Consider the following 11,826-nt stretch of genomic DNA (forward strand, 5'->3'; position numbering starts at 1 on the left):
ATCAATTTACCATGATTAATAAAAGCACATTAGCCATAATTTTAGGAGGAGGACAAGGTTCAAGATTAGCACCACTAACACAAACCCGATCAAAACCAGCGGTTCCCATTGCCGGAAAATACCGTTTAGTAGATATTCCTATTTCGAATTGTATCAATTCAGACATCAAGAGAATGTTTGTGCTGACACAATTCAATTCCGCTTCCTTAAATCAGCATATAAAAAACACCTATCATTTTAGTCATTTCAGCACTGCTTTTGTGGATATTTTAGCCGCCGAACAGACTCCGGATAATCCTACTTGGTTTCAAGGAACGGCTGATGCTGTTCGACAATGTATGCATCACTTTATGAATCATGATTTTGATTATGCCTTGATTTTATCCGGCGATCAATTGTATCAAATGGATTTTAATGCGATGATAAAAGCACATCATGAAAGTGGTGCCAACATTACTATTGCAACATTACCTGTTACGGCAAAAGAAGCTCCTGAATTTGGTATCTTGAAAACTGATGCTGAAAACTATATTACTTCTTTCATTGAAAAGCCTAATGTCAATTTGTTGCCCGAATGGACTTCCGATGTGAGCGAAGATTCTAAAGCGGAAGGAAAGCATTATCTAGCCTCAATGGGAATCTATATCTTTAATAGAGAACTATTGTTAGAATTAATGAAAAATCAGGGTACGAAAGATTTTGGTAAAGAAATTATTCCACAGGCTATTGGTCATCAAAAAATATTGAGTTATCAATACGAAGGCTATTGGACTGACATTGGGAATATTGACTCCTTTTTCGAAGCCAATTTAGGGTTGACTGATGATATTCCGAAATTCAATCTTTTTGATAATTCGAGTAAAATTTATACACGTGCCAGAGTTTTACCACCTTCAAAAATTACCGGAGCTTCCACCATTGATAAATCTGTTGTAGCCGAAGGTTGCATTTTGAATGGAGTCACTATTGAACATTCGGTTATTGGTATTAGAAGTCGCGTTGGATTTGGCTCTACTGTCATGAACTCCTATCTTATGGGTAACGATTATTATCAAAATTTAGAAGAAATTAGAACCAATGCATTACACAACGTGATCAATGTTGGTATTGGGGAAAGATGCTTTATCAATAATACCATTGTGGATAAAGACTGTCGTATCGGAAATGATGTCCGACTCAATGGCGGCAAACATTTAGAAAATCAGGATACCGATTTATATACTGTAAAAGACGGTATAATCGTGGTAAAAAAAGGCGCCATACTGCCTGATGGATTCACGGTTTAAAATAAAAAATCCCGATGAATCGGGATTTTTTATTATTTCATGGTAAGGTAATTGTAAATTTTTTGTCCTTGTACCTCATCTAACTGTGACTTAATGGCCATTCGTTTTACTATAGGTGTCCATTCTTCGGCAGTGAATTCATTAGCATTGTACAATTTGTGGCAATTAGCACAATTGTTTTCATACAGACTTTTTCCTTCTGCCAATTCCGGAGTCAGAACGGTTGCTGAAGCTGTTGTTATTGTCTTTGGTTCTGATGGTTTGACTTCTTGAGTTGGCACACTCGATTTGGAGGCGCACGAATAAATAACTACGGATAAAACCGCTAGAGCAAGTACTTTGTATTTCATGAGTTTGTTTTTATTCCGCTACATTCGACTAGAAGAAACTTGGTTTTTCGAATGAATAGTTGCTAAACATTCTTGCCCTACTATCTACTGTTTTGGTTGTTGGTTTAAGGTAAATGTAAAAAAAATTCCCAATAGCAAACTATTGGGAATTTGTGATTTAATCAAATCTTAATTTATTCCGTTTGAAGGCAAAATACTATTTTACATCCATTAACTCGACATCAAAAACCAACGTAGCATCAGGAGGAATCACTCCACCTGCACCACTAGAGCCATAACCAAGGTAGGAAGGAATAACAAAACGGGCTTTGTCTCCAACCTGCAACAAGGCAATACCTTCATCCCAGCCTTCGATAACGTGACCTTTTCCAAGAGGAAATTCGATTGGTTTTTTGCGTGGGTACGAGGAGTCAAAGGTTTTTCCATTTTCTAATTGACCTGTATAATGAACCGAAACCGTTTTACCAGCTTCTGCTTTTTTACCGTTTCCTTTTTGAATGATTTTGTAGCGCAAACCACTTTCTGTTTTATCAAAACCAGCTGCTAATTTTTCCATAGCTTGTTCCGCCTGCTTTTTAGCCTCTTCTATTCTTTTCTGACGAGAACCTTCAAAAGTTCTGAACGCTTCGATGGCATTCCATTTTTGAGCTTCCTCACCTACTCTAACAATTTCCAGCGTTTCAAGCAAGTCGCCTTGTCCAACTGCATCAACAATATCTTGTCCTTCTACTACATGACCAAACACGGTATGTTTCCCGTCTAACCAATTGGTTGGAACGTGAGTAATGAAGAACTGAGAACCATTAGTTCCCGGACCAGCATTAGCCATAGACAAAACTCCTGGTTTATCGTGTTTTAAAGTAGGATGAAATTCATCGTCAAAATTATAACCCGGACCACCAGAACCTACGCCTTGTGGACAACCACCTTGAATCATAAAGTCGGGTATAACTCTGTGAAATTTTAAGCCGTCGTAATACGGTTTTCCCATAGGCTGAGCTGAATTTTCTAATTGACCTTCAGCTAAACCCACAAAATTACCTACGGTTCCCGGTGTTAAATCGTGTGTTAATTTTACTAAAATCGATCCTTTTGAGGTGTTGAATTTTGCATATATTCCGTTTTCCATTGTGTTTGTTTTTAAAAATGCTGTGCAAATGTACTATATAAAATTGTAATTTTGATTACTTACAAAAAACGGAAAACATGAGTTCTATTTACAATAAAGAAGACAATGATTTAATCATTGCTAGAATTAATAAGCTAACCCCTGAAAGTAAAGCATTATGGGGAAAAATGACCGTTGATCAGATGCTAAAACACACTGAAGCAGCGGTGGCAGTAGCGTTTTCTGAAAAGGAATTAAAAATAAATTTCTTTATGAAACTTTTGGGAAAAATGCTTAAAAATAAAGTATTTAACTCGGATTTTGGGAAAAACAGTCCAACAGCTCCAGAGTTTATTTTTACGGACAAGTATGATTTTGAAGCATCAAAAAAAGCTTTGATTAAAAAGTACTCTCGTTTTGCTGAAGGCGAAAAGTCAATTTCACTAACACAACATCCTTTTTGGGGAAAAATGAGTCCCGAAGATTGGGATAAATTAATGTGGAAGCATGTGGATCATCATTTGAGGCAGTTTGGAGTTTAAAAAGAAAACAGCGAAAAGAACAAAGAAGAAAGACTATTTGGACAAATGAAACAAATCCATACTACGACAATAGCCCTAGCCCCGATAGCAGCGGCATCCTTTTTATCTCGTTCACAAAACGAGATAAAAAGATATAGCGTATAGCGGGAATAGCTCCTGAAAATTCTTTTATATTTGCACCATGCGCATAGACATTATCACCATTTTACCCGAATTAATGAAGAGCCCTTTTGAAGCCTCGATACTGAAACGAGCTATTGATAAGGGTTTGGTAGAAGTTCATTTTCACAATTTGAGAGATTATACGACCAATAAGCAGAAGAGTGTGGACGATTATCCGTTTGGCGGTGGTGCCGGAATGGTGATGATGGTGCAGCCGATTGATGCCTGTATTACGCACTTGAAAAGTGAACGTGCCTATGATGAAGTGATTTATATGTCGCCTGACGGAGAAACGCTGAACCAAAAAATGGCCAACACGGCTTCGATGTATGAAAATATTATTATTCTGTGTGGACATTATAAAGGTGTAGACCAACGCGTTCGGGATCATTTTATTACGAAAGAAATTTCGATTGGCGACTATGTGCTTTCCGGTGGTGAAATTGGAGCGATTGTATTTTGTGATGCTATTATCCGATTGATTCCTGGAGTTTTAAGTGATGAAACTTCGGCGTTAACGGATAGTTTTCAGGATAATTTATTATCGGGCCCCATATATACAAGACCCGCAGACTACAAAGGTTGGAAAGTTCCTGAGGTATTGACCAGTGGTCATTTTGCTAAAATTGATAAATGGCGCGAAGATATGGCTTATGAGCATACTAAGAAACGACGTCCGGATTTGCTTAATGAGTCTTAAAGTCAAAAGCCAAAAGTCAAAAGACTGAGACGCAGTGATTTAAATTTTTAAAAACTTTCGACTTTAGACTTGCTACTTTCGACTTATTTCATATCTTTGCCCCCACTTTGACCAACCTCTGGCGAGAACCGTGAATGTTGCTCAGATTTAAACCATAATAATTAGAAAAAATGGCCAATTTAGTAGATTTCGTTAATAACGAATTATCAACAAAAAAAGATTTCCCTGCTTTCGGAGCTGGAGATACCATCACCGTGTACTACGAAATTAAAGAGGGTGAAAAAACAAGAACACAGTTTTTCAAAGGAGTTGTAATCCAAAGAAAAGGAAGTGGAATGACAGAAACTTTTACAATCCGTAAAATGTCTGGAGCTGTTGGTGTAGAGCGTATCTTCCCGGTAAACATGCCAGCTTTACAAAAAGTAGAAGTGAACCAAAGAGGTAAAGTTAGAAGAGCTCGTATCTACTACTTTAGAGAACTTACTGGTAAAAAAGCAAAAATCAAAGAAAGAAGAAGATAATTCTATCCTTTCTGACCATAAAAAAAGCCCCGAAATGTTCGGGGCTTTTTTTATTCTGATAATTTTAAGGTCATATTTTATCGAATCAGCATTTTTTAACTCACTAAAATAGTAATTTGACAATTCAATCGATTTCGCTATCGTTAACTACCAAATTTCTATCTTATTAATTATATTTGCTATCGCGAAAAAATTATTCAACACCCGAGGCCTTTGATATTAAGAAAATCAATTAATAAGAGCGCAGCGGAGTAAAACCACAACAATATGGCAAAAATTAAAGTAGCTAATCCAGTAGTAGAATTGGATGGCGATGAAATGACACGAATCATTTGGAGTTTTATTAAAGAACAATTAATTCTTCCTTATCTGGATTTAGATATAAAATATTACGACTTGGGTATTGAGCACAGAGAAGCTACCAAAGACCAAGTTACTATAGATTCTGCAGAAGCCATAAAAAAATACAATGTTGGCATCAAATGCGCTACTATTACCCCGGATGAAGAGCGCGTTAAAGAATTTGGACTTTCTGAAATGTGGAAATCACCTAATGGTACGATTCGTAACATTGTTGGCGGAACTGTTTTTCGTGAGCCTATCATCATGAGTAATGTTCCTCGTTATGTTCAAGGATGGACAAAGCCAATCGTTATTGGACGTCATGCCTTTGGAGACCAATACAAAGCAACTGATAAAGTAATCAAAGGAAAAGGAACCTTGACGATGTCATTTACTAATGAAGCTGGCGAAACGACTTCGTGGAATGTTTATGATTTTAAAGGTGATGGTGTTGCGATGGCAATGTACAATACCGACGAAAGTATCTACGGATTTGCACACTCGTCTTTCCAAATGGCGCTAACTAAAAAATGGCCATTATACCTTTCTACTAAAAACACTATCCTAAAAGCATACGATGGCCGTTTTAAAGATATTTTTGAGGAAGTGTACCAACAATTTTACAAGGCTGATTTTGATGCAAACGGAATGGTTTACGAACACAGACTTATCGACGACATGGTTGCTTCGGCGATGAAATGGAGCGGCGGATTTGTTTGGGCTTGTAAAAACTATGATGGCGATGTTCAGTCGGATACTGTAGCACAAGGATTTGGTTCGTTAGGATTAATGACTTCTGTTTTGGTTACTCCAGACGGAAAAACCGTTGAAGCTGAAGCCGCACACGGAACCGTTACACGTCACTACAGAATGCACCAACAAGGAAAAGCTACCTCTACCAATCCAATTGCCTCCATCTTTGCATGGACAAGAGGTTTGGAGCACAGAGGAAAATTAGACAACAATCAGGCTTTAATAGATTTTTGTTTAAAACTTGAGCAGGTTTGTATCGAAACCGTAGAAAGCGGCAAAATGACGAAAGACTTAGCGATGTTGGTAAAACCGGAAGGTCTTACTGATGCTGACTATCTTACAACCGAAGGTTTCCTTGCTGCAATTAAAGAAAACTTAGATGTGAAATTATCTTAGATACTATTTTACCTTTTTACAGAAGCTGTTATCTTTAAAAGATAACAGCTTTTTTTATAGAGCAAACAGAGTGGTTTTTTAGAATTTGACAAATAATTCAATTCTTTTTTAGCGTATTCTTAGAAACATAGTTAGATTTCTGCTGTATTCCCTCCAAAACTTCAGAATACTTTTAATCCAAATCTTAGGATAATAGACGTAAACACTTCTTTCTTCACTATACATAACTACAACAAAAGGGGAACTCTATTAAATAAAATCGCTGTAAACCATAAGGTTTTAAGGGTTTTGGTTACTTTTTGTTTTTTAACATACTGTATAGTTTTTGTATCATTCAAAAATAAAAAAAGGTATAAATACAATAGTATATTTGAATTTACCCACTATTTGATAGGGTTAAACACTATTTTAAGCATATTGCTTCCATTTGTTCGAAAGTCTAACAAACAAATTTTCGATCTTACTTGGATACGATTCAAAATTGAATTAAAAAGTGTTATTCTGATTACTTAATTACCACATGAAAGAGTTTCTAAAAATACTTGCTTTTTATTTATTGCTCTTTGCAACTTCTTTTACCTACGGACAATTAGGCTTTTGTTCGGGCAGTAAAGGTGATCCTGTATTTAAAGAAAATTTCGGAAGCGGTTTAAATTATGGCCCTCAATTGCCCTTGGGCACAACAAATTATACTTACGTAGCGGGTGGTTTTCCTCAAGACGGACAATACACTTTAAACTACAGAACGAATTTAATTCCAAACTCCCAAAACTGGCACTTTTCTTTAGACCATACTCCAGATAATGAAGTAGATGGCACAAATGGCAAATCATTGGTAGTCAATGCTAGTTTTACAACTGGAGAATTTTTTAAAAAGACCGTTACCGGCTTGTGCATTAATACCACTTTTGAATTTTCGGCTTGGATAATGAATATTTATAACTCCGCTTCGGGTGGTTGTCCTGGAACCGGAATACCCATTAATATCCGATTTGAAATTTGGAACGACACCGAAACGATACTTTTGCAATCTGGAAACACTGGAGATATTCCTGGAACTCCTACTCCCATTTGGCGACAATATGGTTTAGTATTTACTACAACTAACCAAACCTCTGTAGTGCTCAAAATGAAAAACAATGGTGTTGGTGGATGCGGAAATGATTTGGCTATTGATGACATAATGTTCCGATCATGTGGTGATTTAACACTTATTACAAGTCCATCGGCAATTGGAAACACGTATTCAACATGTCCAGAAAACAGCCCTTTAACGCTAGCATTACAAGCAAATACTGCGGGAACAGCTACTTATTTTTACCAATGGCAAGAAAGCACAGACAACATCAATTGGGTAGACATTACCGGACAGAATTCCCCGAATTACAATGCTACCGGAATTACTTCACAAAGATATTACCGAACCAAAGTAGCACAAGACCTTGCCAATTTAAACAATAACTTTTGTTCTACATTATCAGACGTCTTTACTGTTTCCTTTTTAACAGCACCCAGTGCACCATCGAACGATGGAAATCAAATCATTTGTGCGGGTCAAACTATTCCAGCCTTGTCCGTTACTGCTGGCGCAAATCTTTCCGTAAATTGGTATGATTCCCCTACAAACGGTACCTTATTGCTTTCCAATTCATCTACATACACTCCAACTGCAGCTGGAACATTTTATGCTGAAACCGTTAGTTCCGTAAACAATTGTAAAAGTAGTACTAGAACGCCTGTGACACTTACCTTAACCCCTTTGCCCACTGCCGCTATTTCTGGTACAACAGCAGTTTGCACAGGAAGTAACGCAACGATTACTATTAACGGAACGCCTAATGCGACAGTAATCTACGCTATCAATGGAGGAACCGATCAGACTGAGATTTTAAGTGCGAGTGGAATTGCCATTCTATCAGTTTCTAATGTAACGACAAACACAACTTATACGATAGTCCGAGTAATTGCTCCCGGAACTGCAGGGTGTACTGCAACACCATCAAGTGCTGCTACCCTTAGCGTGACGCCACCACCTACAGCCTCAATTTCTGGCACAACCACAATCTGCTCCGGAAACAATGCTACCTTAGCAATCAGTGGAACTCCAAATGCGACCGTACTTTATTCGATTAATGGTGGCCCGAATCAAACGCAGCTATTGAATGCTGGTGGAAGTGCTTCTATTGTAGCATCCAACGTAACTGCAAACACAACCTATACTTTAGTGCGCGTGATTGCTCCCGGAACCGCTGGATGTAGTGCAACTCCGACTAGTTCTGCCACAATAAGCATCACAGCTTCGCCAACAGCTTCTATTTCTGGTACAACCACAATCTGCTCTGGAAACAATGCAACTTTGACGATTAATGGAACTCCAAATGCGACCGTGCTGTATTCCATCAATGGTGGCCCAAATCAAACTCAGATATTGAATGCTGGAGGAAGTGCTACTATTGTAGCTTCGAATGTAACCACAAATACAACCTACACTATAGTGCGCGTGATTGCTTCTGGAAGCGGTGGATGTTTTGCAACTCCAACTAGTACTGCTACCATTAGCGTGACGTTATCGCCTACAGCTTCCATTTCCGGTACAACCACAATCTGCTCTGGAAACAATGCTACTTTGGCGATTAATGGAACACCGAATGCCACCGTACTCTATTCGATTAATGGCGGAGCGAATCAAACTCAGGTTTTGAATGCTGGCGGAAGTGCTAGTATTGTTGCATCCAACGTAACCGCAAACACAACCTATACTATAGTCCGCGTGACTACTAGCGGAACTGGAGGATGTAGTGCAACCCCAACTAGTGCTTCCACAATTAATGTAACACCTTCGCCAACAGCTTCTTTTTCTGGAACAACAGCTGTTTGCTCCGGAAACAATGCAACTTTGACTATCAATGGAACTCCGAATGCGACCGTACTGTATTCAATAAATGGCGGTCCAAATCAAACACAGCTTTTGAATGCTAGTGGAAATACTTCTATTATAGCTTCGAATGTTACCACAAATACTACTTATACTTTGGTGCGAGTGATTGCTTCTGGTACAGCCGGATGTAGTGCAACCCCAACTAGTGCTGCCACAATTAACGTGACAATACCGCCTGCCGCTAGCATTTCTGGTACAACAACAATCTGTTCCGGAGGCAATGCTACTTTGGCGATTAATGGAACACCGAATGCCACCGTACTCTATTCGATTAATGGCGGAGCGAATCAAACGCAAATTTTGAATTCAAGCGGAAGCGCTTCTATTATAGCTTCGAATGTTACCACAAATACTACTTATACTTTAGTACGTGTGATTGCTCCTGGAACAGCCGGATGTAGTGCAACCCCAACTAGTTCGGCGACAATTAGCGTGACACTATCGCCTACAGCTTCTATTTCTGGAACAACTGCTATTTGTTCCGGAAGTAATGTTACTCTATCAATTAACGGCACTCCAAACGCGACCGTCCTCTATACCATTAATGGTGGCCCGAATCAAACGCAGCTTTTGAATGCTGGTGGAACTGCTTCTATTCTAGCATCTAATGTAACTTCAAATACCACTTATGCTTTAGTGCGCGTGATAGCGTCTGGAATTAGTGGATGTAGCGCAACACTCTCTAGTGCAGTTACTATTTCTGTAACGCCTCCACTAATCGCAACTATTTCGGGCACAACAACTATATGCTCTGGCAACAATGCTACGATTAGAATAAACGGAACGCCTAATGCCATAGTAAATTATACGATAAATGGAGGAATCGCACAATCGGTCATCCTTGATGCTAGTGGAAATGCTTCAATAGGAGCAACAAATGTAACTTCAAATACTACTTATACTCTCGTCAGTGTGAGTTCACCTACCGGTTCAAGCTGTCTACAGACTTTATCACAATCTGCCACTATAATCGTAAAACCAACACCAATTGCCAACTTTTCAGGTCTTACCAATTATTGCTCAGGAGAAACGACTGCTATTTCTTTAACAACTGGTCTTCCGGGCACAACATTTTCTTGGACAGTAACTCAAAATGAAGTCACTGGAGCCTTTGATGATTCGGGTAACGCTATAGTACAAACCGTGAGCACCATTCAGAATATTGGAAACATTACTTATACTGTTATACCAACTCTGAATGGATGTAGTGGCCTCCCTTTAATTATTCCAGTAACAGTAAATCCTTTACCCATTCCGACAATAACAGACGGAATCATTTGCAGAGATAATATCACAAATTTGGTGACGCAGCCTTATGTGTTGTATACTAATTTAAATGCAACCACACACACTTTTGATTGGTATTTTAATACGGGTTTGATTCCAGCGGCTTCGGGCAACACTTTAACTGTTAGCGATGCTGGAGCTTACGGTGTTATAGCAACCAATACTGCCACAGGCTGTGTTTCGCAACTATCTGTAGCAAGCGTTTCTGAACTTTTACAAGCGCAAAGTTTTACTATTTCTCAAACTAATGCTTTTAGCGAACCTAGTATAGTTACCGTAACAGTAAATGGTGGTGGAGGTAACTATTTGTATCAAATGGATGACGGCCCTTTTCAATCTTCCAACGTATTCACTAATGTTCCTTTTGGAAGTCATGTAATCAATGTTATTGATCCCGATGGTTGTACCAATTTGACAACGACGGTAACTGTTATTAACTACCCACATTATTTCACTCCAAACGATGACGGCATAAACGATACTTGGAATATTAACGGAGTTAATGCTAATGCCAGAATTTATATTTTTGATAGATATGGAAAGTTGCTGAAACAAATTTCCACTTTAGGAGAAGGTTGGGATGGCACTTATAACGGAAGAAAACTATTTGCAGATGATTATTGGTTTACCATCACCTACCTTGAAGCTGGAGCAGAGAAAACATTTAGAGCTCATTTCTCTCTTAAAAGATAATACCAAGAATTCATTCTATAAAAAATGGTGTTATTTTTTCTCTTCTAGCCCATCAATTCTGACTATTTTGATTATGGCTTTATAGCCTGCATTCAAAATCCAGTTTTGATTGGTTACTAATTTTTCATTCCCATCAAAAAAAGCAAACTGTCCGGTATTAGGATAATACATACCCGTATTTAATGCCTCAATTTGAATTACATTTAAACCTTCCTTAAGTTCGAAAGTATATTTAACAAAAGAACCTTCCAACCCTATAAACGGTTTAACTTTTTCATCATTTAACCATATTGCCACGTTATCCCCATCAATAATATTCCCGTTGTCTCTGCAGGCAATAAATAATTTGACTGTAGCCACTTTAAATTCCCCAAAAAAGAAATCACTGTTTTCTACAACACTCTCAAGCCCTTCAGACTTGAGTTGCCCGTTCAATTTGTCGGTACTCTCTTTTGTGGCGCTTGCAAATTGTTCTTTTTCGAAAACACTTTTACTTTCATCCTCTTTTTTCTTTAACAGAGAAACACCAGATAATAACTTATCCTTCTTATCAAAAATACTCGGATACGTAATTGTTTTTGAGCTAATTGGCGAAACTGCACCTTTAGGATCTGAGATAGGCGCAATATTAACCATTCTCTTTGGCGTTTCAAATTGTGAAAATCCTTTAGTAGAAATTAAGATTAAAAGTAAAAAAGCATAAGTAGCCTTCATGCACCAATTATTTAGGTTGTAAAATTATCTAAAA

The 11,826-nt window shown here is 38.1% G+C and carries 9 protein-coding genes; 6 read left to right on the forward strand and 3 right to left on the reverse strand.

Annotation, left to right across the window (positions count from 1 at the left end; translation table 11 throughout):
* Positions 1 to 11: 11 nt before the first annotated feature.
* The gene (locus ACULEU_RS10910; protein ID WP_445452620.1) at positions 12 to 1,286 is read left to right on the forward strand and encodes a glucose-1-phosphate adenylyltransferase; all 1,275 of its coding nucleotides are present in this window, start codon (positions 12 to 14) and stop codon (positions 1,284 to 1,286) included.
* 32 nt (positions 1,287 to 1,318) lie between these two features.
* On the opposite strand, the gene ACULEU_RS10915 is transcribed toward ACULEU_RS10910, so the two are convergent.
* Positions 1,319 to 1,636 (reverse strand): cytochrome c, encoded by a 318-nt coding sequence (locus ACULEU_RS10915; protein WP_445452621.1) that lies wholly within the window; start codon positions 1,634 to 1,636, stop codon positions 1,319 to 1,321.
* A gap of 196 nt (positions 1,637 to 1,832) precedes the next feature.
* A complete protein-coding gene (locus tag ACULEU_RS10920; protein ID WP_445452622.1) occupies positions 1,833 to 2,765 on the reverse strand; it encodes a peptidylprolyl isomerase in 933 nt (310 codons plus the stop codon).
* Between the two features lie 77 nt (positions 2,766 to 2,842).
* Here ACULEU_RS10920 and ACULEU_RS10925 point away from each other — a divergent pair, with 77 nt between their 5' ends.
* From ACULEU_RS10925 to ACULEU_RS10945, 5 genes are all read left to right on the forward strand, one after another.
* On the forward strand, positions 2,843 to 3,286 hold the full coding sequence (locus tag ACULEU_RS10925) for a DUF1569 domain-containing protein (protein WP_445452623.1): 444 nt from the start codon (positions 2,843 to 2,845) through the stop codon (positions 3,284 to 3,286).
* Between the two features lie 181 nt (positions 3,287 to 3,467).
* Entirely contained in the window at positions 3,468 to 4,148 is a 681-nt protein-coding gene (trmD, locus tag ACULEU_RS10930) for a tRNA (guanosine(37)-N1)-methyltransferase TrmD (protein ID WP_445452624.1), read from the forward strand.
* Positions 4,149 to 4,318: 170 nt separating this feature from the next.
* Positions 4,319 to 4,669, forward strand: a complete 351-nt coding sequence (gene rplS, locus ACULEU_RS10935; RefSeq protein ID WP_264522210.1) for a 50S ribosomal protein L19 — start codon at positions 4,319 to 4,321, stop codon at positions 4,667 to 4,669.
* A 267-nt stretch (positions 4,670 to 4,936) separates the two neighbouring features.
* Positions 4,937 to 6,160: an NADP-dependent isocitrate dehydrogenase gene (locus ACULEU_RS10940; RefSeq protein ID WP_445452625.1), complete on the forward strand. Its 1,224-nt coding sequence runs from the start codon at positions 4,937 to 4,939 to the stop codon at positions 6,158 to 6,160.
* 520 nt (positions 6,161 to 6,680) lie between these two features.
* A complete protein-coding gene (locus ACULEU_RS10945) occupies positions 6,681 to 11,078 on the forward strand; it encodes an Ig-like domain-containing protein (RefSeq protein ID WP_445452626.1) in 4,398 nt (1,465 codons plus the stop codon).
* 30 nt (positions 11,079 to 11,108) lie between these two features.
* Here the strand turns inward: ACULEU_RS10945 and ACULEU_RS10950 are convergent, their stop codons facing one another.
* Positions 11,109 to 11,792: a hypothetical protein gene (locus ACULEU_RS10950; RefSeq protein ID WP_445452627.1), complete on the reverse strand. Its 684-nt coding sequence runs from the start codon at positions 11,790 to 11,792 to the stop codon at positions 11,109 to 11,111.
* Positions 11,793 to 11,826 lie beyond the last annotated feature (34 nt).

It is taken from the genome of Flavobacterium sp. 25HG05S-40, from assembly GCF_052654735.1.

Bases quoted from the DNA above. Each gene is read 5' to 3' on its own strand.
- ACULEU_RS10950 (WP_445452627.1), bottom strand. From the start codon at position 11,792: ATGAAGGCTACTTATGCTTTTTTACTTTTAATCTTAATTTCTACTAAA.
- ACULEU_RS10925 (WP_445452623.1), top strand. From the start codon at position 2,843: ATGAGTTCTATTTACAATAAAGAAGACAATGATTTAATCATTGCTAGA.
- ACULEU_RS10940 (WP_445452625.1), top strand. From the start codon at position 4,937: ATGGCAAAAATTAAAGTAGCTAATCCAGTAGTAGAATTGGATGGCGAT.
- rplS (WP_264522210.1), top strand. From the start codon at position 4,319: ATGGCCAATTTAGTAGATTTCGTTAATAACGAATTATCAACAAAAAAA.
- ACULEU_RS10920 (WP_445452622.1), bottom strand. From the start codon at position 2,765: ATGGAAAACGGAATATATGCAAAATTCAACACCTCAAAAGGATCGATT.
- trmD (WP_445452624.1), top strand. From the start codon at position 3,468: ATGCGCATAGACATTATCACCATTTTACCCGAATTAATGAAGAGCCCT.
- ACULEU_RS10915 (WP_445452621.1), bottom strand. From the start codon at position 1,636: ATGAAATACAAAGTACTTGCTCTAGCGGTTTTATCCGTAGTTATTTAT.
- ACULEU_RS10910 (WP_445452620.1), top strand. From the start codon at position 12: ATGATTAATAAAAGCACATTAGCCATAATTTTAGGAGGAGGACAAGGT.
- ACULEU_RS10945 (WP_445452626.1), top strand. From the start codon at position 6,681: ATGAAAGAGTTTCTAAAAATACTTGCTTTTTATTTATTGCTCTTTGCA.